Here is a 24645-nt window from a genome sequence, read left to right on the forward strand (position 1 = left end):
CGAGAGTGTGCAATAGAGTCGAGCCACGGGGCGAACTCCTCGTCGGAATGAAATGCATGTGGAATCGTGGATGACGTCCCGCTATGCCCCCCGTTTCCCCCGAGACGGACGGATCTCCTGCTCGTCTGGCCCGAAAACGAAGCCGGCTCGCTCGATGAGGCTCGTCAGAACCCCCGGATGACCACGTCGGGGTTGGACACCTTGAGCGAGGCCAGGAAGGACCGGAAATCCGGGAAGTTGTTGATCAGTCTCACGGAGCCGTCCCCGTGGCGGACCCTCGCCTCGAAACGATTCCCACCCGTCTCGACCGAGCGGATCTCCCCGGCGGGTATGGCCTCCGTGCGAAGCCAACTGCGGAAGGTGACGGTCCCGTCCTCGGCGAGCGAGATCTCGACGGGGGTCGCCAGTATGTGCCGGATCGCGAAGGCGAACCCGAGGGAGACGACCACGGCGCCGAGGCATATGAGGGGGAACACCTCCGGCACCTGCCCCCGTTGAAGGCCCCAGGCCAGGACGAGGGCGGTGTTGACCGCCATGACGATCGGGACGATCGAGAAGACCAGGCAGATGCCGACGAGGATGACCCGCTGGGACACAGGGAGCTTCCACGTCCTCACCGGGCCGGGGTCGTCGGAGGTGGCCGGGCGTCCGAACCCGCCATCCGGCCTTCCCCCGACCGATGGGGCCGGGGCGGCGAAATGGGCCTCTCCGAGCGCCCGCCGTAGCAGGGCCTCGACCTCCCGGACCCGCTCGATCCCCAGGAACCCGACGGGGCGGGCCTGGCCGGTCCAGGTCTTGCGGTTCTCGAAGACGAGGTCGCCCGAGCCGCCGGCCTGCTCGTCGCATTGAACCAGGGCAAGATCCTCGGGCCGGAACGACTTGGCCCGGTGTCCGGCGATGATCATCGCCCTCCGGTCGGTCAGGGCGTAGGTGGTCCCCCCGGCCCGCCGCCACGCCAGTAACGGCCAGGTGAGCATGTACAGGCCGGGCGGGAGCATCCAGAGGCCAGCGAGAGCGGCAATCCTGACGTTGTGCGGGGCGAACGGGGCGACGGCCTTCCCCCCGTCCCAGTTGTTGTTTTTGCCCTGGACCGCGCCGGCTATCCACAGCAGGGTGAAGGCCACGAAACCGAGGCCGGCGAGCGACCTCGGGATCATCCGGCGGGCGACAGTGCCCGGGTCCGGCCTCCCCGACCAGAGGACCGCCTCGCCGGGGGCGAGGTGGAGTGCCAGCAGGGCCTCCGATTGGGCCGAGGGTCGCAGATCGTTGCCGCCGTCCCTGGATGACTCACCCATTGACATAACCCCCTTGAGCCGAGACTTCCCGGATGAGCGTTGACCTCGTTGTCCAGGATCTCGCCTGGCTCTCCTGAACGCACATTAGACATCCGGCGCATTCCTGGGTCCAAGAAAAACAGCGAGATTCGGGGCGGCCGGCAAGCCGAATGCGTGACCGGACGCCCCAACGGCCCTCTTCGGTTCGTCCCTCAACCCATCTACCTCGCGGCAGCCCATCTCATCCTCCTCGGCTCGATGCCATCCGATCCGCCCACGACGACCGTCACCCGGGGCTCGGCGCCGCACGCAGTCGACCGATCCGCCCTAGGATCGGTCGAACTGGGTGAAGACAAACAGGGGAGGCTCAAGATGGATTCCGGGGTGATGAGGCGTTCGGATTCGCCAGGATCGAAGGTCTCGGACGACCTTGACCGCCATCGCGATCGGTGCCGCGAGCCGCTCCATCATGGTGAACATACAGAACCTTTTCGACGACGCCAAGTGCTTCCAGACCGTCCGCGACATGCGGTGGCCCAACGGCGTCGTCTGTCCTTCGTGCGGTTCGACTTCGGTCGTCAAGAGCGGAGCATGCGCCGCTCCTTGCGGGGTCCGTAGCGGCTGGTCAGGGTCAGATTTCCCGCACCTCGCTTGCCATGCTCGGGGCAGGCGGAATTCAGGCAGCAGAAGCGGGCCAGGTCATCCATCGTGCGGCTCCGACGTTGAGATCCTCAGGCCGGGAGGCGATGACGCCATACCCCTGGAATACTCCGACGGAGCGAGAGTGTGCAATAGAGTCGGGCCACCAGGAGAGATTCTGTACGCTCACGAATCCCATGGTCCCGGGCGACGGCTCATCGCTGTCATAGGGGATGTGCGAGAACTCGTAATTCTGCTTGGAATTGAGGAAGGACGGCTGGGCTTTGGAACCGACTACCGGCCGCCCTTCCGAATTCAGGATCCGGCCCTCGATCGCGATGTCGTCCCTGGCCAGTCGAAGCGTCAGGCGGTCGGCGGGTTGTACACCCGGGAGCGACGGCGTGGCCGCGCTCATCCACACGGGCCCGAAGCCGTCGGCGGTGGCGACCACGGAGGCATACGCCCAGGGATTATCCTGCCGCGACTTGTCGAACGCCCTCGCGAGTTCGAAGCGGAATCTCTCGTCGGGCCTGCTCGTGCCGCCTCGCACGAACGCGAATTGATCGGACGTCGGTGTGCTGACGAAGAGCTTCGCGCCGGCGAGGGGCTTCCCTCGATCGTCGAGCATGACACCCGCGTAGACCAGCGGAGCCCGACAATTCCGCGGCCTTCCGCTCGCTCGCATGGCGTAGGACGGCATCGCGATTCGCCTCGACGGCAACACGATGGGCGACCCGGTGCAGCCACGCCCCTAGCGGCCCCTCCGCGCGGACCGATCGCGCCTTGCTTACCAGGACCAGGAACGTCGCCTGGAAGGCGTCTTCGGCGTCGGCGGGATCGGAGAGGACGTGTCGGCAGACTGCCATGACCATCGGCCCGTGTGCCGCCACCAGTGCGGCGAATGCCGCCTCGTCGCGGCTGGCGACGAAACACCCGAGCAACTGGGCATCAGCCAGGCCCGCGGCCGTCCCCACGCCGAACAGGCGCCGCATATCCTGGAGGGTTGTTTTGGATCGTTCGTTCGCCATCTCCCTTCCGCTCCCTACCACGTGATCTCATATTACTGAGAGGGGGCCGCGGCCCATACTTGCTCAGGAAAATGTCGTTCGCCCGATGAATTCCAATGTGCGATGCTCCGACTCGGTCAACCGGGAGCGATCGCAATCCAACGCGAGAGTGCCGCGCGGCGGCTATATCCTGGCCGGGGCGCGGTGCATGCCTGCGAGCTTCGAGAGACCGTCCTCACCGCGATTTTTCGGCCAGGGTTGGAACCGAGCGTCCGTCCGTGGCCATTACCCTCAGGGTAGGCCATCAACGACAGAGGTCGCGAACAGCGGGGTGCGCGGATGCCTGGACAGGAGAGCGGGATACTCGATGACGTCCGGACGATCTTCGCGTCGGGGGCCATCGGCGGGCTGACCGATGCCCAACTGCTGACGCGCTTCGCGGCGAGGGCAGGGGAGGGGTCCGAGGCCGCCTTCGCGACGCTGGTGCGTCGGCACGGGCCGATGGTGCTCAGGGTCTGCAGGGGACTCCTCCGCGACGAGCACGCCGCGCACGACGCCTTCCAGGCCACCTTCCTCATCCTGGCCCGCAAGGCGTCCCGACTCTGGATCCACGACTCGCTTGGCCCCTGGCTGCACGGGGTCGCCTGCCGGGTCGCCGGGGACGCCCGCAAGGCCGATTTGCGGCGTCGGGCCCGCGAGCGCAAGGTCGCCGGGATGGCCGTGCAGGCCTCTTTCGACGACGTGCGTAGGCTCGAAGAGGCCGACCTTGCGGCCGTGCTCCACGAGGAGATCGGCCGGCTGGCCGCCGCGCATCGCGAGGTGGTCGTGCTTTGCGACCTCGAGGGCCACACCCACGAGAGCGCCGCCAGGGAGCTCGGCTGCCCGGTGGGGACGGTCAAGAGCCGGAGCGCCCGGGCCCGCGACCATCTCCGGGCCCGCCTCTCCGCCCGAGGCCTGGCCTCTGCCGTCGGCCTGGTGGCGGCGACCCTGGCCTCCGAGGCGAAGGCGGAGCCGGCCGAGAGCCTCGTGGCCGCGACGGTCGGGACGGCCCTGGAAGCCCTCGAAAGCCGATCGGCGGCGGCGATGACCCTGGCGGCCCACGCCGGGTTGCGTCGATGGCTCGGGCGTATCCTGGCCCCGGCCGGGCTCCGCACCCTCGCGACCGCCTCGCTAGCCGCGGCAGTCGCGGCCGTCGGGCTCGTCTACGGCACCCGCCAAGATGGCGAAGCGCCTCACCGCGAGGCCGCCAAGAATACCCGGCCCCCCGCCCAGGGCCCCCGCCAGGTCGCCGCCCGCCCCGCGCTCGACTCCCAGGGCAACCCGCTGCCCCCGGGCGTGAGATTGCGGTTGGGGACGATCCAGGCCCGGCAGCGCTCGAGGATCGTTGATATCGCCTTCACCCCCGACGGCAAGGCTTTGGTTTCCGCCTCCGGGGATGGAACCATTGCGATCCGGGACCCGGCCAACGGGCGGCTTCTCAGACAGTTCGACGCCGCCGTGGATACCCTCCGCGCCGCGGTGCTCTCCCGCGACGGCAAGGCCCTGGCGACGCTTGGCTTCAGCTTCGACCCCGTCCGCCGTCAGACCTTCCATAAGTGGTCGATCTTCGACTTCGCCACGGGCCGGCGGTCGGCACATGCCGAGTGGGGCGACGACCGGGGCGACGTCTGGTCCCTGGCGCTGTCGCCCGACGAAAAGGCCCTGGCGACCGGGAGCGATGAGGGGATCGTGCGGATCTGGGACATCGCCACCGGCCTCGTCCGGTCCAAGCTCAAAATCGGCGAGGATGATGCCCACGCCGTCGCGTTCTCGCCCGACGGCAACACGCTCGCCGCGAGCAGCCGCGACTCGAGCGGTCACAACAATCGCATCCATCTCATCGACATGACCGGAAATAGCGAGACTCGCGTCCTGGGTGGGCATGAACGACCGATCCGCGCCCTCGCCTTTTCTCCCGACGGCAACGTGCTGGCCTCCGGAGCCGATGACCCGACGATCATCCTCTGGGATGTGGCCACAGGCCGCGAGCGGCACCGACTCAAAGGGGACGACTCGTATCATCCCGGGCTGGCGTTCTCGCCCGACGGCAAGACGCTCGCCGCCCAGAGCGGAAATGGCAGCTTGATGACCTGGGATGCGACCACCTGGCGGATCACCCGCAAGTTCGAGTCGGGGGCCTCCTGGTATGGCAGGATCGCCTTCTCGCCCGATGGCAAGGCCATCGCCTGCGACAGCACTCATGTGCTCCACCTCTGGGATCTCGCGACTAGCCTCGATCGCTTCGCGGTCCCCGACGCCCACGAGCAGAGCGTGACCCAACTCCTCTTCGCCGAAGGGGGGAAGACGCTGATCACCGGGAGCGACGATCACACGGCGCGCGTCTGGGACCTGACGACCGGCCGGCAGCGTTCGGTCTTGCGGCATAAGGGGTGGGTCCGTTCGCTCGACCTGTCCTCGGATGGGCGTTTCTTGGCCAGCGGGCTCGAGTATCCGGGCATCGTCACTCTCTGGGACTTCGCCACCGGTCTCGAGCTCTGGTCGTGGTCGGCCCCGAGCCCCTTCGACCCTATGGTAGACATCAAGTTTACAAATGATAATAAAAAAATACTGAGCGTCTGGCGTGACGGCTCGGCGCGAGGGTTCGATGTGTTGACCGGTCGCGTCTCCGACGCGGTCTTGCCCCAACTCTCGATCGAGAAGGAATCGGCGTTCGCCGACGAACTCTTCCACGCGGCCGAATACTCCAGGGACGGGACGAAGCTGGCCATATCCGGGCCGGGGGGTGATGGGGTCTACGTCGTCGAGGCCGCGACGGGCAAGCCGTTATTCCAGGAGAAGGCGAGGACTTTCCATTTCTCGCCCGACGGCAAGACGCTCCTGTTGACGTCGAACGCCCGGACTATGGTCAGGCTGGTCGATGGCCGTAGTCGAGCCAGCGTGGCGGATGGGGTCGCCCGCCTGCTCGACGCGTCGAACGGTCAATCGAGGCTCGAATTCAAGCGTCCCGGCTCGATGTTCGGTCACGGCGCGATCTCGCCCGACGGGACACTCGTGGCCATCGCGATGACGGTGGGCAAGCAGCCGATGATTGGCCTCTTCGACGCCACTGTTGGCCGCGAGCGTGCCATCCTCCGCGGCCTCGATTCTCAGGTCACCAGCCTGGCCTTCACCCCCGACGGCCGTGGCCTGGTCTCCGGCTTGACCGACACGACCGTCCTCGTCTGGGATGTACCTGCCACGCGCTGATGCTTCGAGTTGAGCGGATCCTCAACCCGCTATCGTTAACATCCCGTTGAACTACTGACCGGCGAGTAAATCGCGTTAAGTGGACAGCAGTAAGATGATGGGATCGATACGACTCACCCCCATGGGTGTCGCGAATGGCGGAGTTTCCGGGCGCTGTGCCTCAAGGGCCGGGGCCGGCATCAGCGTGGCATCGTTGAGGCCCTCGACGTCTCCGAGGTCTCCGTCGGCCGCTGGTCGGCCGAGGCCCGAGGCGCCGACTCGCCCTGGTCGCGTCTCGCACCTGGTGCCTTGCCGAAGTTCTCGGCCGGGCAGAAGCAGCCGATCCCCGAACTTCTTTGGCATGGGCCTGAGCCCTATGGCTTACGAAGTCTGGACCTGCGCCCGCCTCGCCAAGGTCATCGAGTGGGAGTTCGGCGTCCACTCCCACAAGAGCCATGTCGGCCGCCTCCTCAAGGATCTGGATTGGGCCCCGCAGCAACCGATCCGGCGGGACGAGGACGCCATTCGGCGGCGGCTCGAGGACGTCTGGCCGGAATCAAGACGTCGTGCCCGTCGGGAGCGTCGTGCCCTGGTTTCCGAGGGCGAATCGGGCGTCTCTCCGCTCCCGGGGGGTGGTCAAGACATATCCCCGGAGGGCCTCACCCCGGTGCCCCGCGAGAAGCAACCGCGCGACCACCTCTCGGTCATGGGCGGGTGGTCTGGTCGTGCAGGTTCCACACCCGCCCGATCGGGTTTCAATCCGGGCTGTACGACGGCTGGAAGTGGAGGTCGATCCGCTCGCGGTGCTCGTGCAGGTGCACCGCCACCTCATTGCTGGTGTGACACTTCGCGTTATCGCAAATGACGTGGATCTTGCGGTAACGCCTCAGCCGGCCTCGAAGCTCATCGAGGTGCTTCAAGAATATCGCCGTGTTCCTCACCTACTTCGGCGCCCCCTCCATCAGGAAGACCTGCCCGGTCCGCCAGTGGATCGACCCGCTCAGGTATCGTTTCTCGTTGTTGCCGGGTGTCTCGACCTTCGCCTGGCGGCCCTTGACCATCCACATCGAGCCGATCTTCGGGCTGGTGTTGATATCGACGTCATGCTGGAAGACGGCCGTCTCGTCGTCGGGCAGTTTGGCCAGGACCCGGCGCAGGGCGGTGAGCTTGGTCGCCCTTCTCATCCTTCGGCCCCAGCGGCGGACAGTCTCGCCGCTGACTTTGATCTCGTACTCTCGGAGCATCCTCCGCGTGACGGCTTCACAGCACCACCGGCCGCGGAGAATCCCGAAGTGCCGCGGGGCGCACTTGGTGACGCACTTGACGACAACGGCGATCCAGGCGGTGGAGAATCGAAAGGGCCGGCCGGGCTTATACCCGGTCAGCCCCAAATCCCTTCCTGATAGAACGTCCTGACCCAGCGATCGATGGCCCGGAGCTACAGGACAGGAGGGTGGCGACAGCGGCCCGGGAGTGGCCGTCATCCAGGAGGGATGCGGAGCTTTTCAGCTATCACCAACGATCCCTCTCGTTTCGTCGACAAATAAATACGAGCATAAATCGATGTGACCATTTCTTGCATCTTCGAGGGTCGAGTATCGCCTCATTTTTTCATGGTTGGATCCGCCGAAGAACTTACTTTTGTATGAAATGGCGTTAAACTTATGGAATTCCATTATATGATGGATGAGTACGGTCGAGAGATAGACCGTGCGTCCGGTCTCAGGATCGTGGATCTCGGTGAATGCCAGCCTGCGATGGCGCCTATGCTGCGAGTCGAAGGTCGACCGGACGGTTTCGACTCTGATCCAAGGATTCTGGTCCACACCCATGTCGAACTCCGATGAATGGAGGAGTGCCTGGCCCGCTATTGGCTTAGCACTTGACGGCACACCATCCGATCGTCAATTCCGATGCGGCGTCCCCAGGGTGGGCGGGGTCCCGATGCCTGTATCGCGTCCCATCAATGCTCCTGGTCCCCACCCCGATTATTGGCGGAGCGGCCGCCTAGGCGGAGAAATCCGCGTTGGGATACGTTGCGCAGGACGTTGCTAGCCACCCCGAGGAGTTCGTGGACCTTCCGCTGCACGAACAGCTTCGGGGACACGTCGTCGCGAGCATCCGAGATAACCGATTCCATGGCCTGCACCGAGTCCCGATGAAGTGAGGGCTCACGACGCCCGCGGAGCTCCGAAGCACGACCGAGGGTTCCATTCTCAGTCCACCCGGATTCGCTCGTCGCTTGGAGCTCGGGGGGATCACCGTCGGCGTGAGGTTGAGCGCAGTCAACTTCTTGACGTTGGCTGTCGTCCTCCGGTCGGGCCGGGCCGGGAGCGTGACCGCTGACATGAATCGGGGATGTGTTCAAATCTTTCGACGGTTCCATTGTTTTCCTGTGCCCAGCAAAGTGCCTTCGTTCGGTCATTCAAAATCTGCGAAGGGACGACTCGCCTCGGATGAAGCCGGTAATTGCACCTGTAGCATTACGCGTAGTGCCAAATGCAAGAATGAGGGCATGCGCCAACCCCGTCGCTCTGTGGAGATTTCCTTCAGCATGAGACCCTTTGCCGATTCTTGAAATTTGCCCGGATCGATGCTTACACAAATTTTATTTCAGTGCGAATCTCAAGCCAATGGTTCGTGATTCTCTCACGATGCCGGGGACACCCTCCGCAGGCGTCCAGGATAGCATCATGGCGGGGTGACGAAACTCAAAAAATCAAATTTTACTGACTTTTTGAATTTGACAAGCGCGTTTGTTGTTAGAATGAAATGCAGGTTCCCCGATATCGCGATTCGATCGCGTCCTCGTCGCGAGCATTTGGGATATTTCGGCACGGTTCCCATCCTCAAGGGTTGGGTAGCGGCCCTCCATCGGATCGACTACTAGGCACGGATCGCCTTGCATTGAAATGCGGAGAACGACGCTTGCAGGAATCGAGAATGTGAAATGAGCGCCTCGACTCTCTCGCCTTGCCTCAGGATGAAGTCCGCTTACTTGGCCAGAGAAAACCCGTGCTTCCGGATGTCCCATGGGGCGGCAGCCCGAGCATGCGGGGTCAGGCCGCGGATTATCCTCTGGTGGATCGAGACCGGGGTGTGGCCCTTACCTCGCGACACGCGGGGCTCTCTCAGATATTTCAACTCTCAGGACATTTTCTCCTGGATCGAAAAGGGTGAGTGGCCGAATGGCTCGCTCTTTCGTCGCCCTGGCAGGACGGGCAGCCACCGTTCGACGACCGGCCTGAGTTGACATCGCATGAAGATTTAAGTTGATGGCACGGTAGTGGTCCAGGTCATGCCTGGGGCGGTGCAATCTGCTTCGAAATGTCGTGCCCATAAATCAGGCTCTTGAAGGATTTGGTCCAGTCGAGTTGATCTCGGCTTGATGCTCCTCGCGGGCCCACTCCACGTCCATCCTTTATTTCGCGATCGGAAGTTCGTTGACAAATTGCCTTGATCCGTCCCAGGATCAGGTCGGCATTCGCCGTCCACACGAACGGGCGAGGATTGCTATTATGATCCTCCAGGTACTCCTTGATCGCTCGCTCCAGCGACGCCACGCTTCGGAACGACCCCGGCTGATCCGCTTTTCGGTGATCTCGGCGAAGAACCGCTCCCCCTGATTCAGCCACGAGCCGCTCGTCGGCGTGAAGTGCATCCGGTACTCGGGATGCCGCAGGAACCACCGCCTCAGCGCCGGGGCCTTGTGCGTCCCGTAGTTGTCCATCACCAGGTGGATCTCCACCCCCGGCACCTTGGGGACGTTGGCGTCGATCTCGTCGAGGAACTTGAGGAACTCCTGATGCCGGTGCCTGCGGAGGCAGCGCCCGATCACTTCGCCCGTGGCCACGTTCAGGGCCGCGAATAGCGACGTCGTGCCGTGCCTGGCGTAGTCGTGGGTCCGTCGCTCGGTCTGGGCCGGTCGCATCGGCAGCAGGGGCTGGGTGCGGTCCAACGCCTGGATCTGGCTCTTCTCGCCGACGCAGAGGACGATGGCGCGGTCGGGCGGGGCCATGTAGAGGCCGACGACGTCGCGGACCTTCTCGATGAAGTAGGGGCCGCCGGAGAGCTTGAAGGTGTCGCAGCGGTGGGGCTTCAGGCCGAAGGCACGCCAGACGCGACTGACGGTCGACTGCGAGAGTCCGGTGGCCTTGGCCATCCCGCGGGTGCTCCAGTGCGTCGCCAACTTGGGCTTAGTCTCGAGGGTCCTGGTGATGACCTCCTCGACATCCTCATCGGTGACGGTCCTGGGGGCGCCCGGCCGTTCCTGGTCGGCGAGGCCGTCGAGGCGGCGGTCGAGGAATCGCCCGCGCCATTTGCCGACGGTCTGTGTGGTGACGCCGAGCTCGTCGGCGACCACCAGGTTGGCTTGGCCTTCGGCGCAGGCCAGGACGATGCGGGCCCGCTGGGCGAGTTGCTGCGAGCTCTTGGCCCGCGAGGCCCAGGTCATCAGCTGCCGTTTCTCCTCATCGGTGAGGATCAGTTCGACCTTGGGTCTTCCGCGGGGCATGGCGAGTCTCCTTCGGGGAGACTCTAACCCAATGGTCAGTAACTGTGATTAGCCCTGATCAGGAGCTGGAATTGGCGGAGAGTTCGCGTTTCAGGCTCACGACCAAGTAGAGGACGATCGCCACGTTGATGGAAAGGACAAGGATTTTCATCCAGTTGGCGTGGTGGAAGATCTCATAGATTTCGACGGGGAGGAGCGAGCTGGTGATGATGACGGTGACGTAGCCGGCCCAGCGACGGCGGAGGAGGAGGCCGGTGCCTTCGATCAAATGGAGGATCGCATAGAGAAATGTGCCGAAGCCAATGAGCTTCAGTTGGTGCGGCTCGATGCCTGAAACCACGGAGATCACGGCGTGGATCTGGCGGTTCTCGGGATCGAGCCTGAGGCGGAGGATATAGTATTCGAGCTCTTCGCCGAGGTTCTCGTTCACCAGGCGGAAAATGCCAACGCCAGCCGCGATCAGGAAGATGGCGCTGAGGAGCTTGAAAATCCCGATGAGCTGGAAGCCTTTTGGCTCCCGGCCCCTATATTTGGCGGGAGCGGCTTCCATGTGGGATGACTTCCTCATGCTCTTTGGAATCTGTCAAGATTCTGGATCGCAATCGCGATGCCCGAATCAGACATACAGGATAATGCGCCATAGAATCGATGAACCGGCACGTTCATGAATTCGATGATCGATAAGTCTGTTGGTAGTCGGTTTTTGGATGTTATTAACGTAGTTTCGCCATGTTGAGTGGTTTTATAGCACTCGATCAGAACGAAAGTCAGTTACAGCAGAGATCGCGGAGGAAGGTCTAGAAATGAGAAAGCATGCAAACGTGGGGACGAAGGCAGGTTTAGGAGTGAGTGACAAACCCGCCTGGAATGAAGGAGAAAATGGGCAGAGCCGGGATCGAACCGGCGACACCAGGATTTTCAGTCCTGTGCTCTACCAGCTGAGCTATCTGCCCGAGCCATGAACGAATGTGAAGATAGCGAGTGAGGGCCCCAATGTCAACAGGTCACTGAAATATGACGGGGACAATTCTCGAGTTTCGAGGTTGGAGGGCTTTCTCAAGCGGGGTTCGTGCGGTACGGGTCCTCGGATATCAGGGATAGCAGCCCGTTGGTGCGTCAGGAGAAGCCTGGATGATCTAGGGGTGTAACCGGATTTTCTGGTGGTGAGTCATGAGCCCTGGCAGAATGGGGCGACTGATCATCGTACACCTTGAGGAGCCGGGTCATGGCACGGAAGACCATTAGCTTCGAGATCGACTCCGAGGACGAGGATCTCGTCCGGCAATACGTCGGCTTCCTCCAGGAGATGAAGGACCTGGCGGCCACCGCCCCCGACGGCTCAGTCCTGGAGGTCTGCGAGGACGCCGTCGTCGAGCGGGGCCGCGAGCAACAGCGTCGCGTCCTCAGCCGCGCCGTCCAGGCGAGGATCGACGACCTCGAAAAAAGGCTCTCCGGCAGAATCTGTGGGTGATGTTGGCGGAGGGCGAGAGTAGTAATCGGCCTTCGAGGGAAAGGGTCGCATCCTGAGGCAATCCGCGGAGATGATGGAGTTACCAGGCTTCATCACGACCGGGAGTGCCCCAGGATGCGTATCCAGACGATCCTCAATCGCGTCGAGAAGTTCAAGTCCTTCGTCTATGCCTCGGCGTCCTGGGGGCGGCACAAAGGGGAGCTCGCCCTGGTGATCAGGGTGCGGCCGCGGAAGAACTCGCGACCTCACTGCTCCGGCTGCGGTCGCCCCGGCACGGCCTACGATCGCATCGACGACCGCCTCTTCGAGTTCGTGCCGCTGTGGGGGATCGCGGTCCTGCTGGCCTATCGCATGCGCCGGGTGGACTGCCGGCGGTGCGGGGTCACCGTCGAGATGGTCCCCTGGTGCGACGGCAAGAATCGGCTGACCACGACCTACCGCTGGTTCCTGGCGAGGTGGGCCAGGCGGCTGAGCTGGAGCGAGGTGGCCTCGATCTTCCCCACCTCGTGGGACAGCGTGTGCCGGGCGGTGGAATTCGCCGTGGGGTGGGGCCTGGCCCATCGCGACCTAAGCCGGCTGACCGCGGTGGGGGTGGACGAGGTCGCCCGGGGTCGCGGGCATCGCTATCTCACGCTGGTCTACGACATCGGCGAGGCGAGGCGGCTCCTGGCCGTATGCGAGGAGCGGACCGAGGCGAGCCTGCCCTCGTGCCTGGATGGCCTGGGCGAGGCCGCCTGCCGGCGGGTGCAGTATGTCTGCAGCGACATGTGGAGGCCTTACCTCAACGTGATCGCCGAGAGGCTGGGCGGGGCGGTCCACGTGCTGGATCGGTTCAACGTCATGCAGAAGTTCGGCAAGGCGCTGGAAGAGATCCGCGCGGAGGAGTCGAAGCGACTGCGGCGAGACGGCTATGAGCCCGTATTGAAGCGGTCGCGGTGGTGCTTCCTGAAGCGCCCGGCGAACCTGAGCGAGAAGCAGACGGTGAAGCTCTCGGAGCTGCTGAGGTACAACCTGCGCACGGTGCGGGCGTACCTGCTGCGCGAGGGGTTCCAGAGGCTCTGGGAGTACAGGAACCCGGCCTGGGCGGGGAGGTTCCTGGACGAGTGGACGAGGCGTGTGATGCGCTCCCGGCTGGAGCCGATGAAGAAGGTGGCGCGGACGATCCGGGCGCATCGGCCGCTGATCTTGAACTGGTTCCGCGCCCGCGGCGAGATCTCCTCGGGTGCCGTGGAGGGGCTGAACAACAAGGTTAGGAGTTACGCGGTCATGGAAGTTTGTACAAGGGTTGAGCGATATAAGCCCTGACGGCTCCCCGGATGATTTGTGCCTTGGCCTCGTACCAACTCACCCCGGTGGCATAGAAATGACGCTCCAGCCGCAGGAAGGCCCGGATCGCCATCCCGATGTGGTTGCGCTGCGCCCGACCTACCCGGGCCTGGCATCGCTCGACCCCGCAGCACTGCTCCAGGCCCCGGTGATAGTTCTCAATCGCCCACGTCCGCTCGGCCAGCACCAACCGCGTCAGCTCGTCCATCGCCAGGTCGTCGGTCGCCCAGTGCTCAGTGTCTCCGTCTCGGGAGACGATCCTGAAGACACGAATCAGGCCGTAACCTTCCAGATGGACGATCGTGCCGGCGGCCTCGATCGCCGTCTCGTCGACGGCCTTGTTGCCCTGCCGGTTGAGGTTAACCCGGCGATTGATCTTCAGCCGCGTCAGCCAATGCCAGTTCAAGCCGCGGATCAGCTTCAGATTCTCCAGGGCACTGTACCAGCCGTCGAAGGCGACACAGTCGGGGGCGAGACCCCGCGACTTAGCCGCCCGGAGCATGTTGCGGAAATGGTCGTTCTTGGTCAGCCCGTCGTGCTCGTGGTCGTAAATCCGGTAGTCGCAGGGGATATGGCGGTCGCCGTCGGTCCACAGCAGGGTGGTGAGGTTGATGCCGCGGACGACGGCGTGGTGCTTCCCGGACCAGTGTCGGCTGACCAGGTCGATCTTATGGGCGTAGGGCTTATCGAGGGTGGAATCGTCGAGGACGAGGAGGCCTCCCTTGAGGGAGACCAGGGGGCGAGCCTCGGCCCACAAGGTCTCGGGATCGGGCTCGAGGCGGCGGAGGAGCCGGGTGAAGGCATCGTGTGCGGGGGCGTCCTGCGACTCGGGTTGCACCTTGGCGGCCTCCGTGCAGGAGAAGGACTTGGGGCTGGCGATGAGGAAGTCGATGTAGTTCGTATCCTGACATTTAACATCGTTTTTCATAAATCCCATCATACCAGCCGAGGCCGCCCGACCCTCCATGGACGCAAGGCCACTACTGCGTAACTCCTAAAGCTTTTAAAACTCGTAGCCCAACGAATCTCGGACGGGCGAGTGCTCCGGCTCATCGAGCGCATGCTCAAAGCCGGCGTCCTGTCCGAGGGCCAACGCCTCCCGACTGAGCAGGGTACACCTCAGGGCGGGATCGTTTCCCCCTTGTTGAGTAACATCCTTTTGACTCCGTTTGACCGCGAGATGCGTCGCTGAGGTTTTCGGCTGACGCGCTACGCTGATGATTGGGTGGTCACGTGTCACACTCGGGCGGAAGCGTGCCGGGTCCTGGCCGAGGCCACCAAGATCCTGGATGCTTTGGGCGTGACGCTCAACGTCGAGAAGACGCGGATCGTTCACGTCACGACCGGCTTCGAGTTCCTGGGTTACAAGATCAAGCGCGGTCGCCAGCAACTGAAGTTGGCACCGGGCCGGATCCGTACAGGCTGCCGTCAAGGGAACCTTTACGCGTACCCTCGGCAGAAGTCGATCGAGCACTTCAAGGACCAGATCCGTCAGCGGACCCGGCGCAAAGCCCCGGTGAGTACCCGGGAATTGATCGCCGAATTAAATCCGGTCATCCGCGGTTGGGGCCAATATTTCTGCAAGGCCCACATCCGCAAGCTCTTCGCCCAACTCGACCGCTGGATCTTGCGACGGATTTGGTCGCAACGATTCAAGAGATGGCGTTGTCGTGGCTGGAAGCAGCTTCCGGAACGTCAACTGTACGGCGAGCTGGGACTCGTGCGCCTGATCCACCTGATTCCTTCCCTGAACCTGCGTTGCTGACGCGCCCTTGTAAAAGCTGGATGCGGGAAAACTGCACGTCCAGTTTGAGCGGCGGACGGAGGCCAGCGCTTCGGCGCGCCTCCTCCGACCCGACAGCGTCGAGGCCGGGTAACTCCGGCGGAGCGAAGGGGCCCTGCCGAGGATTTGCTTCACCAAGAGAGAGAGACCCGCTTGGACATCAGTCCCACTACGGACCACGCGACAGGCCGCGATGCCGATCGACCGCCGGACCACCCGGAGGTCAAGTCGGGCGTGACCCTGCCGTTGGCCGTCTCTCGACTGCGGTGGAAGCTGGGCCGCAAGGCCGAGCGAGAGCCGAGATTTCGGTTCTACGCCCTGTACGACCGGGTCTATCGGCACGACGTGCTGACGGCCGCCTGGTGGTTGGTGTTGAAGAACGACGGCGCTGCTGGTGTGGATGGCCGATCGTGTCAGGACATCATCGATGGCCCGGGCGCGGCGGCATTCCTCCTGGAGTTGCACGAAGAACTTCGCACCGGCCGTTATCGGCCGCAGCCGGTCAAACGCGTATACATCCCCAAGCCCGACGGGCGGCAGCGGCCCCTGGGCATTCCGACCGTTAAGGATCGGATCGTGCAGGCGGCGGTGCTACTGGTGTTGGAGCCGATCTTCGAGGCGGACTTCGTCGACAGCTCGTACGGCTTCCGTCCGGGCCGGTCGGCGCGGGATGCCCTCGCCGAGATCCGGCAACACCTCCAGGCCGGACGGCGAGAGGTGTACGACGCGGACCTGCAGGGTTACTTCGACACGATCCCTCACGATCAGTTACTCAAGTGCCTGCGGATGCGGATGGTGGATCGTTCGGTCCTGGCCCTGATCCGGGCCTGGCTCCGGGCGCCCATCATCGAAGCTGACGGAGCGGGCGGCAAGAAGGTCTCTCGACCCGAGCGGGGAACGCCGCAAGGCGGGGTGATCACGCCCCCAACAATGTTGCGAAGAACCTTGTTGGGGGACTCCTTCAAAAGGGGATGGACTGACTCGATAGACGATGCGAATCTCCTGGTCGTCGATCTCGACTTTCTTCACCAAGGCCCGGACTACCTCCCGTCGCGTGGTCCAGTCTGGCTCTTGCAGCCCTTGCGAAACGCGACTCGCAAACTCCTCCAACCGACCGATCACCAGCCGTAATTCGGCTTCTTGGGCGGCCTCGACGAGCCGCTGTCGTTGCTCCTCCTCCAATCTCGAGAGCCGCGTCTTCGCCGCCGAAATCCGGGGTTCAAACTCCGACTTGTCGAGCAGCCCCTCGCTGTAAATATCGATCAATCGAGAAATCATCTTCTTTACATTGCCGATCAGTTTGCCGAAATGTTCCACCTCCTGATTCGGCCCGCCCTGCGTCCCTTGGAGCCGCCGCTCATATTCCAACCGGACCCGATCCGGCTCGGCCAAGAGACCCCGTACGTCCTCCCAGACGGCGGAGTCGAGCATGTCGGTGCGGATCTGCTTGTTCCAGCAGAGGCGTTGCCCGCCGAAACGATAGGCGTCGGAGCCCGTGCAGCGGTAGTAGGCGTAGGGGATCCGGCCCTCGCCTTCGGACGCAGCCCGGCTCGTCGGCTTGCCGTAACAGCCGTAGCCGCAGCGTTTGCAGACGACCAGGCCCTGGAGCAGATACCGGCCTCCACCGGGCCGGTCGCGACGGCGTCGCCGGTTCTCCTCGAGCTGGTCCTCGACCTCCATAAACATGTCTTCGCTTACCAGCCTGGGAACTTCGATAAAGATTTGCTCTTCCGAAGACGTGTCAACCCGTGAGACCGGACGCCTGGAGTGTTCGGGGCGGCCTCGTTGAGGGCGAAGCCGCTGTGGCTTGAACTCACCCGAGCGTGTCTTGCCGAAGGCCGCAGTCCCCTTGTATGCGGGGTTCTTGAGGATCATCCAGACCGTCGCGCGATCCCAGGACGATTTGCCGGTCCGTGTCGGTATGCCGTCCTGCCGGAGCCGTCGGCATACCTCGCCGATCGAGCAGCGTTCCTGGCCCACCCATGCGAAGATCTGCCGCACGACCCGAGCCTCTTCCACAAGGACCTGATAACGAGCCTCGCCATCTCCTTCGTGCTTGCCGATGTAACGATAGCCATACGGTGCACCGCTAAGGACATTGACCGAGCCGCGGCGGGCGGCGTGCTGCTTGCCCCTGCGGCAACGCTCCATGATCTTGGCACGCTCGTATTCGGAGATCATCCCTTGGACCTGAAGCAGCAAGTCGGCTTCAGGACCGCGGCCGACGGGATTGCGCAAGAAGATGACCTCGACACCGCACTGAGTCAATTCTTCGAGGATCAAGACCTGATAGGCATACTTGCGGGAGAGCCGGTCCGGGTCGAGCACATAAAGACGGTCGACGGCCCCGGCGGCGGCTTGATCGCGGAGTCGTTCGAGACCGGGGCGTGCGAGGATGCTCCCGCTATAGCCGTCATCCACGAAACGCAGCTCGGGGTCGCATTCCAGCGCATCGCCGGCGATTCGCTGCATCACCGCTCTCAATTGGCTATCGATCGTATCCTCCTTGGCCTGTTGTTCCCCCGAGACCCGGACATAAAGCGCCACGCGGAGATCGCGGTTTGCCATGGCTGGTCAAACTCCCCCGGCCTTCGATCGGAGATCCCGCGACGCCATCCTGTCGGGCACACCATCATGGCTTCGAGGCTGTAGTCGCTCCAAAGGCCGAGAGACGATCGGAATGATCGTCTCATATGCACGCACGATGATCTGGTCTTGGAGCCGGCTGGACACGAAATGGCGGGTGACCGTGAGCCTAAGGGTCGGTCTTCGTGATGTCCTCATGTTGACCCCTCCTCGCCGAGACCGCGGCCGTCAGTCTGCCTTGCATAGGGATCGGATCGGGGCTGCCATCCCTGCCCGTACTTCGGTCGGAGCCGTGATCTGGAAATGACAGCGTCAGGAATCAGGGACAATTTTGCAACATTGTTGGGGGCGTGGTTTCACCCTTGCTGGCGAACCTCTTCATGCATTACGCGTTCGATCTCTGGATGAGCCGGACCTATCCGGACATCCGGTTCGAGCGCTATGCCGACGATGTGATCATTCACGCCAAGAGCCGGGTTCAAGCGGAGCACGTGCTCGAAGCGGTCCGGGAGCGTCTGAAGGAGTGCCGCCTTGAGCTTCACCCTGAGAAGACCAAGATCGTGTACTGCCAGGACGATGACCGGAGGGGCCAGCATGAGCATATCAAGTTCGACTTCCTCGGCTACACCTTTCGGCCCCGGCGGGCCAAGAATCGATGGGGGAAGTACTTCGTGAGCTTCATCCCGGCGATCAACGACAAGGCCGCCGATGCGATCCGGGAGACGATCCGCGAGTGGCGGCTGGCCGCCACCCGGAACAATCAATCCCTGGAGGAGATCGCGGGGCTTGTGAATCCTTCGGTACGGGGGTGGGCGAACTACTACGGCCGGTTCTACCGGTCGGCGCTCACCCCGGTCCTCAGGCACCTGGAACGCGCCCTGGTCAGATGGTCGCAGCGGAAATACAAAGGTTGAGGCGTCACTCCATCAACGCAGCCCACTGGCTGGGTCAGGTGGCGCGACGAGACCCCAATCTGCTGGTCCTCTGGCAGATCGGGATTCGACCGGCGACTGGATCATAAGAGCCGGATGAGGCGAGTGCCTCCCGTCCGGATCCGAGAGGGCCTGGGGGTGAAACTCCCCCGGGCCACTCGACTCGTCATCTTGGCTCCGCGGATCAGCCGGATGCTAATCGATTGGGTGGAATCGCAGTTGGAAGGGCGCTTTCGCCTGACCATCAACCGATCGAAGACGCGGACGGTCGATCTGAAGCGGCCGTCGGAGAGTGTGGATTTCCTGGGGTATACGTTTCGCTTCGACCGCGACCTCTTCGGTCGCGGTGGGCGATACCTCAACGTATTCCCTATCGAAGCGTTCGCTGGGCCGTTTCCGCGATCGTGTGCGGGAACTGACCGCCAGCAGCCGGGGTCTGGTGCCGGTCGATGACCTGGTACGAGACATGAGCAGGTACTTGGCGGGTTGGGGCCGCTACTTTGCATATGGCTATCCACGGCGGATTTTCAACCGCGCGGATAGTTATGTGCTGGGGCGGTTGGTCCGACACCTGCAGCGTCGGAGTCAGCGGCCCTTCCGGCCTGCGGAAGGGAAGTCGTTCCTGGTCCATCTGCAATCCCTGGGATTGCAGCTTCTGGAACCGACTCTGGGGCAACGCCGCACACATCCGTGTGCAAGGCCGCGTCCCTGATCCGTGGACGACTCGTGCATGCCTTGGGCTGATCGTTCTCGGATAAGCCGGATGCGGGAAATCCGCCCGTCCGGTTTGATGAGGGGCGGGGCTTCGGCCCCGCCTACTCTACTAAGAGCGTTCGAACAAAATGAGAACCAAGGTCTTTGGCCGAGCGAAGGATGGTTAGTGGAGCGTGTTCCTTCTCGATGTACCAGCCATAATGCCTTCCAAGTGAGCGGTAGGGCGGCCCGGCTCGTGGTGAGCCGGGCCGCCGCTAGTCTACCGCCCCGGACGGCCCTTGGGCTTGGACAATTCCGACAGCCGATCCTTGGTCGCCCAGGTCCTCGCCAGGGCGAGGAGTTCTCGGAGGCGGTCCAACTCGGGCGCGTCGGCCCAGATCACGTGATGCCCCCGGGCGTCGCGGCTCGAGGTCACCCAGCCGGCTCGGATCCACCTCCGCACCGTATCCCGGCCGATCTCCAACCGACGCGCCAGTGCCCCGGGCCGATACTCGTCAGGGCCCAGGCCCGTCGGGCTCCCGTGGGGCTTGCGATGGGTCAGTTCGAGGCGGCATAGGAGCCGTTGCACCATCCCGCGGTTGAAGCGATCGGCCCGCTTCGGGGGCCGGAAGCCTTCCTCGTTGAGGCGATCGGCGATCTCCGCGGTGCTCAGCCCCTCGGAGCACCAGGCCCGCATCCTCCCGATCATCCGGGGATAGTCGGACCGGAGGTCGTAACGCCTCACCGGCCGGGATAGGGCATGCGACTCGACCGGCCCGCCGGCCCAATGCAACTCGACGTCCACCCGCTCGCTGGCCTTGTCGACGACGACGCTCACCCGCTCGATCAGGAGCCGGGCGATCCGCTGCCTCTCGGCCGGCATGGTCGTGGCCGCCCGCCACACCGCAGGCAGATCGCCCGCGAGGCTGCGGATCACCCGCTCGTCGTCGGGCGAGAGCCGACCGGGGCCGTCCGTCGCCATCGCTCGTACTCGTCCCCGAGACGCCTCCGCTCCTTCAGCGATCCCTCCCAGCGACGCTCCAGCTCGCGCCCGACCAGGCGATTCTCCGGCTCGCAGGCCTGATACTGACGGGCCGCTCGATCGACCTCATAATCGGCCCGCTCTCGGCGCAGTTGCCAGTGCCGGGCCAGTTCGGCCCGCTCTCGTTCCACGGCGGTCACCGCCGCCAGGCTCGCCTCCAACGCCGCCGGCTCGACGGCCGCCAGGACCCGGCCGGCCACCAGTTCGTCGAGCACCGGGCCGGGGAGGCCCTGGCAGAGCGGCTCCCCATAGCCCGTGGGGCCACGAGTACAGGTGTAAGCGTGAAGATCCTTCGGTCCCGAGTAGAGCACGATCATCCGCCGCCCGCATCGCCCGCATCGCAGCAACCCGGCGAGCAGCGAGTGCCCTTGTCGCGGCGCGCCCGGTCGGCCCTGGCGTGCCCGATTGGCCTCGAGCCGCTCCTGATTGGCCCGGAATCGATCCCAGAAGTAGCAGACGGACTCCCACCGAAGTCACACCTCGCGGACCATCCTCGGACCTGCCCATAATCGGGCTCGCGGCGCTGCTCAGTCTCGTCGAATGGATCGAAGGGCGCCGGATCAAGTCCCGACAGGGAGGCCCCTCATGCGACGATCATCGGGCGAAAGTGTCCCCCCGCGCCGGACAGGGCCGAGGGCGTTCCCGCCGCCGGGCCGGCTCTGGCTGGCCCTGACCGACGACCGGCGGCAGCGGACGCTCCGGGCGGCTCAGCCGCGTCATGGCCCATCAACTCGCGGCACCGCCGGCCGGAAGAGAGGTGGCACATGATGAGCCATGACCCGTCCGCCGGTGCCCCGGGCGGCCTGCCTGCGGCCGCCCGGGGTCGGCGATCGCCCAAGATCCGAGACCGGCATCTGGACCTCCTGGCGGTCATCTACATCCGCCAGTCCAGCCCGCAGCAGGTGCTCGACCATAAGGAGTCGCGAGAGAGACAATATGAGCTGGTCGGCCAGGCACTGGCCCTGGGGTGGCCCGCCGATCGGGTCCTGGTCATCGATGACGACCAGGGTCGGAGCGCCAGGGAGCCCGACCGACGGCGCGGATTCCAACGGCTGCTCGCCGAGGTCACGATGGATCACGTCGGCCTGGTCCTGGGCCTGGAGATGAGCCGCCTCTCCCGGACGTCCAGGGAGTGGCACCACCTGCTCGAGGTCTGCGCCCTCTTCGGGACGCTCCTGGCCGATCAGGACGGCGTCTATGACGCCAACGACACCAACGACAGGCTCCTGCTCGGCCTGAAGGGGACCATCAGCGAATTCGAGCTCATTACCGCGAGGAATCGATTGGATCGAGGCCGGCTCCATAAGGCCGAGCGCGGAGAGCTGTTCTCCAAGGTCCCTTGCGGGTACGTCAAGCTGCCATCCGGCGAGCTGGCCTTCGACCCCGACGAGCAGGCCCGCGACGTCGTGCGCCTGATCTTCGACAAGTTCGATGAAATCGGTTCGATCTATGGCGTGTTCCATTATCTGGTCCGGAACGGCATCCGCCTGGGGATGCGAGCTCAGGGAGGGGCACTCCGCGGCCAATTGACCTGGCGTCGTCCCGTGCTGCCGACGCTGAACCAGATGTTGCACAACCCGACCTACGCCGGGGCCTATGCCTACGGGCGTCGCCGGGACGAGCCGAGGGCGAAGGCGGCGGGCGGCCACGGACGAGGGCAACGGTGGCTGCCGATCTCGGAGTGGAAGGTGTTACTGAAGGACCGCCTCCCGGCGTACATCGGCTGGGATCGATACCTGGCGAACCTCCGACGCCTCGAGCAGAACCGCTCGGTCGCCGGCTCGCCGGGCGCGCCGCGCGGGGGCGTTGCTCTGCTGGCGGGGCTGGTGGCCTGCGGCACCTGCGGCCACCGGATGCACTCCACCTATCCGAGCAAGTCCGCCGCATATTATTCGTGCGAACAACACCTGAAGGTGGGCACGGGGCCGAGGTGCCACGGCCTGAGGACGACGCCGGTCGATGACCTCGTGGCGCGCCAGGTCCTTCGCGCCCTGGAGCCCGCGGCGCTGGAGCTGAGCCTCCAGGCGGCCCGGGACGTCCGTCAGGAACGCGACCGCCTCCACCGCCACTGGGTGCAACAACTGGAGCGGGCGCGTTATGAATCGGGGCGTGCCGAGCGGCAGTACCACGCGGTCGAGCCGGAGAACCGCCTCGTCGCCCGGACGTTGGAGCGTCGCTGGGAGGAGGCATTGAGCGATCAACGTCGGCTCGAAGAAGAATATGACCGATACCGACGGGACCGGCCTGCCGAGCTGAGCGGCGACGAGCTCGCCCGGATCGCCGCGTTGTCCCGCGACATCCCGTCGCTGTGGGAGGCCCCGTCGACGACGCCCGCCGAGCGGAAGGAGATCGTCCGCCTGCTGGTCGAGCGGGTCGTCGTCCATGTCCGCAAAGACAGCGAATATGTAAACGTGGAAATAGAATGGAATGGCGGCTCCAAGAGTCGCCACGAGGTCATCCGCCCGGTCCAGCTCCACGAGCACCTTCGCGACCACGCCCGATTATTCGAGCGGCTCGCCCGGTTGCGCCGCGAGGGATTCACGGCGGGCCAGATCGCGGCCCGGCTCAATGAGGAAGGCCTCCGGCCGCCGAAGGCGGCCGGGGCTACACGGCGATGTCCGTGAGGAAGCTGATGTCGCGCCGCGGGTTGAGCGACGGCGGGAAGGACGAGGGGCGACTGGGGAAGGACGAATGGTGGGTGTCCGGCCTGGCGCGAGAGCTCGGCGTGTCGGGCGGGAAGCTTCGCGACTGGGCGGGCCGGGGTTGGTTACATGCCCGGCGAGTCTCGGCCCACGGGCCGTGGATCATCCGGGCCGATCGGAGGGAGAGGGAGCGACTGCGGAAGCTCATGGCCCACTCGAGACGCGGGGCGGTCGCCTACCCCGCTGCGATGACCGGGCCGATCTCGAAGGGAAAGCGGCGATGATTCGCCGGATTGGACACCACGGCCCTCCGCCGAGGAGGGTCGACGACGCGTGAAGATGGAGGCATTATGGCTGCAACATCCAGGCGATGTAGGCCGGCAGTCGGTCGCGGATCAGCACCAGGCACTCCTCCGGCCGGCGGTTCTTCCTGCCGGTGGCCGGCCGGCCCGGCCGCTTGTGCCGCGGGTCGACCTGCCGGTGGCCGAACCGGTAAGCCCCGGCGTAGCTCGGGTGATGCATCAGGTTCGAGAGCGTCGTCCGGTTCGGTCGCCGCCATTCGAGTTCGCCCCGGTTCGGGCCGGAATTGGACCGTACCGGGATGCGGATCCCGTGACGGACCAGGTAGCGGAGCAGGCCGTGCAGGGTCGCCTCCCGATCGAATCGGTCGAAGATCAGCCGGACGGTGGCCTGCACCCGCTCGTCGGGGTCGATGGCCCACTCGCCCGTGGCGAGCCGGACGTAGCCGAGCGGGGGCACGCCCATCAGCGCCCCGCGGCGGGCCTTGTTGAGCTTGCCCTGATACATGCGTTCCTTGAGCACGTGAAGCTCCGCCTCGCTCATCATGCCGTGCAGGCCGAGCAGGAGCCTGTCGTTGTGGTCGGCCGGGTCGTAGACCGCCTCGGCGTCGGCCAGCAGCACGCGGAAGCGGGCGCAGAGCTCCAGGAGCTGGTGCCAGTCCCGGTTGGAGCGGGCCAGGCGGCTCATCTCCAGGCCGAGGATCAGCCCGACGTGATCGAGGGCGACCTCGGCCAGGAGCCGCTGGAATCCTGGGCGCCCCTCGATCGACTGGCCGCTCTTGCCCAGGTCTTCGTCGATGATGGTGATGCGATCGGCCGCCCATCCGAGGTGTGCTGCCCTGTCGGCGAGGGCGTACTGACGCGCGGTGGACTCCTGATGGTCGCTCACCTGCTGGGGCGTGGATTGGCGGACGTAGACGAATGCCGAGCGGTCGAGGTGCCAGGGCCTGAGCTTGGGCGAGCGGAGAGGATCATTCATGACCGGCCTCCTCGCCGCGAGTGGCCGCCAGGAGCCTGGCCAGGAGCTGCCCGAGTAGGTCTCGGAGCTGTCGCTGCCGCTCCTCCGGCAGTCGGGCCCAGACGGTCGGCGTGATCGCCGGCGGGCAAGGGGCGGTCGTCAGGGGCGGGGGGGAACGATGCGTCGGGCGGCGGCGGCCATGTCATCCCTCCGGGGGTCTCGGCCAGGTGCTGTCGGCACCACGCGGCCAGCTCA

Annotated in this window: 20 protein-coding genes, 1 tRNA gene and 4 pseudogenes; 11 read left to right on the forward strand and 14 right to left on the reverse strand. The window is 64.7% G+C overall.

The features are described from left to right. Positions 1-164 precede the first annotated feature (164 nt). From ACOYYX_RS11380 to ACOYYX_RS11395, 4 genes and pseudogenes are all read right to left on the reverse strand, one after another. Positions 165-1295 carry a hypothetical protein gene (locus ACOYYX_RS11380; protein ID WP_422930046.1) on the reverse strand — a complete coding sequence of 377 codons (1131 nt, stop codon included), beginning with the start codon at positions 1293-1295 and terminating at the stop codon, positions 165-167. 557 nt (positions 1296-1852) lie between these two features. Further along, entirely contained in the window at positions 1853-1981 is a 129-nt protein-coding gene (locus ACOYYX_RS11385; RefSeq protein WP_422930047.1) for a hypothetical protein, read from the reverse strand. Further along, a complete protein-coding gene (locus ACOYYX_RS11390; RefSeq protein ID WP_422931731.1) occupies positions 1951-2541 on the reverse strand; it encodes a hypothetical protein in 591 nt (196 codons plus the stop codon). Before ACOYYX_RS11390 ends, ACOYYX_RS11385 begins: the two co-directional genes overlap by 31 nt. 130 nt (positions 2542-2671) lie before the next feature. After that, a pseudogene (locus ACOYYX_RS11395) lies at positions 2672-2941 on the reverse strand (RNA polymerase sigma factor); the annotation flags it as partial. Between the two features lie 318 nt (positions 2942-3259). On the opposite strand from ACOYYX_RS11395, the gene ACOYYX_RS11400 reads away from it, so the two are divergent. Continuing rightward, positions 3260-6166 (forward strand): sigma-70 family RNA polymerase sigma factor, encoded by a 2907-nt coding sequence (locus ACOYYX_RS11400; protein ID WP_422930048.1) that lies wholly within the window; start codon positions 3260-3262, stop codon positions 6164-6166. Positions 6167-6521: 355 nt separating this feature from the next. Next, a pseudogene (locus ACOYYX_RS11405) lies at positions 6522-6596 on the forward strand (hypothetical protein); the annotation flags it as partial. Between the two features lie 304 nt (positions 6597-6900). Here the strand turns inward: ACOYYX_RS11405 and ACOYYX_RS11410 are convergent. Next, positions 6901-7065, reverse strand: coding sequence for a transposase (locus ACOYYX_RS11410; RefSeq protein WP_422931614.1), 165 nt, complete (start codon positions 7063-7065; stop codon positions 6901-6903). 21 nt (positions 7066-7086) lie between these two features. Then, the gene (locus ACOYYX_RS11415; RefSeq protein ID WP_422930049.1) at positions 7087-7536 is read right to left on the reverse strand and encodes a hypothetical protein; all 450 of its coding nucleotides are present in this window, start codon (positions 7534-7536) and stop codon (positions 7087-7089) included. Positions 7537-9170: 1634 nt separating this feature from the next. Here ACOYYX_RS11415 and ACOYYX_RS11420 point away from each other — a divergent pair. Next, positions 9171-9398, forward strand: coding sequence for a MerR family transcriptional regulator (locus ACOYYX_RS11420; RefSeq protein WP_422931615.1), 228 nt, complete (start codon positions 9171-9173; stop codon positions 9396-9398). A 187-nt stretch (positions 9399-9585) separates the two neighbouring features. Here the strand turns inward: ACOYYX_RS11420 and ACOYYX_RS11425 are convergent. The 3 genes and pseudogenes from ACOYYX_RS11425 to ACOYYX_RS11435 all read right to left on the reverse strand — a co-directional run. Then, a pseudogene (locus ACOYYX_RS11425) lies at positions 9586-10658 on the reverse strand (IS630 family transposase); the annotation flags it as partial. Positions 10659-10716: 58 nt separating this feature from the next. After that, positions 10717-11208 carry a DUF2127 domain-containing protein gene (locus ACOYYX_RS11430; protein ID WP_422930050.1) on the reverse strand — a complete coding sequence of 164 codons (492 nt, stop codon included), beginning with the start codon at positions 11206-11208 and terminating at the stop codon, positions 10717-10719. Between the two features lie 330 nt (positions 11209-11538). Next, positions 11539-11611, reverse strand: a tRNA-Phe gene (locus ACOYYX_RS11435). Between the two features lie 272 nt (positions 11612-11883). Here ACOYYX_RS11435 and ACOYYX_RS11440 point away from each other — a divergent pair. Both ACOYYX_RS11440 and ACOYYX_RS11445 read left to right on the forward strand, forming a co-directional pair. Continuing rightward, positions 11884-12129, forward strand: a complete 246-nt coding sequence (locus ACOYYX_RS11440) for a hypothetical protein (RefSeq protein ID WP_422930051.1) — start codon at positions 11884-11886, stop codon at positions 12127-12129. A 114-nt stretch (positions 12130-12243) separates the two neighbouring features. Continuing rightward, positions 12244-13434: an ISL3 family transposase gene (locus tag ACOYYX_RS11445; RefSeq protein WP_422930052.1), complete on the forward strand. Its 1191-nt coding sequence runs from the start codon at positions 12244-12246 to the stop codon at positions 13432-13434. Here ACOYYX_RS11445 and ACOYYX_RS11450 read toward each other — a convergent pair. Further along, entirely contained in the window at positions 13394-14422 is a 1029-nt protein-coding gene (locus ACOYYX_RS11450) for an IS701 family transposase (RefSeq protein ID WP_422930053.1), read from the reverse strand. The genes ACOYYX_RS11445 and ACOYYX_RS11450 overlap by 41 nt on opposite strands. Before the next feature lie 258 nt (positions 14423-14680). Between ACOYYX_RS11450 and ACOYYX_RS11455 the strand changes: the two genes are divergently transcribed. Further along, entirely contained in the window at positions 14681-15220 is a 540-nt protein-coding gene (locus ACOYYX_RS11455; RefSeq protein ID WP_422930054.1) for a group II intron maturase-specific domain-containing protein, read from the forward strand. Between the two features lie 594 nt (positions 15221-15814). After that, positions 15815-16102, forward strand: a pseudogene (locus ACOYYX_RS11460) (reverse transcriptase domain-containing protein); the annotation flags it as partial. Here the strand turns inward: ACOYYX_RS11460 and ACOYYX_RS11465 are convergent. Next, on the reverse strand, positions 16007-17806 hold the full coding sequence (locus ACOYYX_RS11465) for a recombinase family protein (protein ID WP_422930055.1): 1800 nt from the start codon (positions 17804-17806) through the stop codon (positions 16007-16009). The pseudogene ACOYYX_RS11460 and the gene ACOYYX_RS11465 sit on opposite strands and share 96 nt — an antisense overlap. A gap of 398 nt (positions 17807-18204) precedes the next feature. Between ACOYYX_RS11465 and ACOYYX_RS11470 the strand changes: the two genes are divergently transcribed. Together ACOYYX_RS11470 and ACOYYX_RS11475 are read left to right on the forward strand one after the other, a co-directional pair. Continuing rightward, positions 18205-18738: a group II intron maturase-specific domain-containing protein gene (locus ACOYYX_RS11470; RefSeq protein WP_422930056.1), complete on the forward strand. Its 534-nt coding sequence runs from the start codon at positions 18205-18207 to the stop codon at positions 18736-18738. Positions 18739-19195: 457 nt separating this feature from the next. Beyond that, positions 19196-19468 carry a group II intron maturase-specific domain-containing protein gene (locus tag ACOYYX_RS11475; protein ID WP_422931616.1) on the forward strand — a complete coding sequence of 91 codons (273 nt, stop codon included), beginning with the start codon at positions 19196-19198 and terminating at the stop codon, positions 19466-19468. A gap of 261 nt (positions 19469-19729) precedes the next feature. On the opposite strand, the gene ACOYYX_RS11480 is transcribed toward ACOYYX_RS11475, so the two are convergent. Both ACOYYX_RS11480 and ACOYYX_RS11485 read right to left on the reverse strand, forming a co-directional pair. Beyond that, complete coding sequence (locus ACOYYX_RS11480; RefSeq protein WP_422930057.1) at positions 19730-20431, reverse strand: hypothetical protein; 702 nt, start codon at positions 20429-20431, stop codon at positions 19730-19732. Then, complete coding sequence (locus ACOYYX_RS11485; RefSeq protein ID WP_422930058.1) at positions 20383-20808, reverse strand: hypothetical protein; 426 nt, start codon at positions 20806-20808, stop codon at positions 20383-20385. The genes ACOYYX_RS11480 and ACOYYX_RS11485 overlap by 49 nt, the downstream gene beginning before the upstream one ends. A gap of 447 nt (positions 20809-21255) precedes the next feature. Between ACOYYX_RS11485 and ACOYYX_RS11490 the strand changes: the two genes are divergently transcribed. Together ACOYYX_RS11490 and ACOYYX_RS11495 are read left to right on the forward strand one after the other, a co-directional pair. Continuing rightward, positions 21256-23115 carry a recombinase family protein gene (locus ACOYYX_RS11490; protein WP_422930059.1) on the forward strand — a complete coding sequence of 620 codons (1860 nt, stop codon included), beginning with the start codon at positions 21256-21258 and terminating at the stop codon, positions 23113-23115. Between the two features lie 8 nt (positions 23116-23123). Continuing rightward, the gene (locus ACOYYX_RS11495) at positions 23124-23417 is read left to right on the forward strand and encodes a hypothetical protein (RefSeq protein ID WP_422923321.1); all 294 of its coding nucleotides are present in this window, start codon (positions 23124-23126) and stop codon (positions 23415-23417) included. Between the two features lie 64 nt (positions 23418-23481). Here the strand turns inward: ACOYYX_RS11495 and ACOYYX_RS11500 are convergent, their stop codons facing one another. Further along, complete coding sequence (locus ACOYYX_RS11500; protein WP_422930060.1) at positions 23482-24411, reverse strand: recombinase family protein; 930 nt, start codon at positions 24409-24411, stop codon at positions 23482-23484. Positions 24412-24645: the final 234 nt, after the last annotated feature.

Origin of the sequence: Singulisphaera chitinilytica, assembly GCF_049331405.1 — a bacterium.
Lineage (GTDB): Bacteria > Planctomycetota > Planctomycetia > Isosphaerales > Isosphaeraceae > PoT.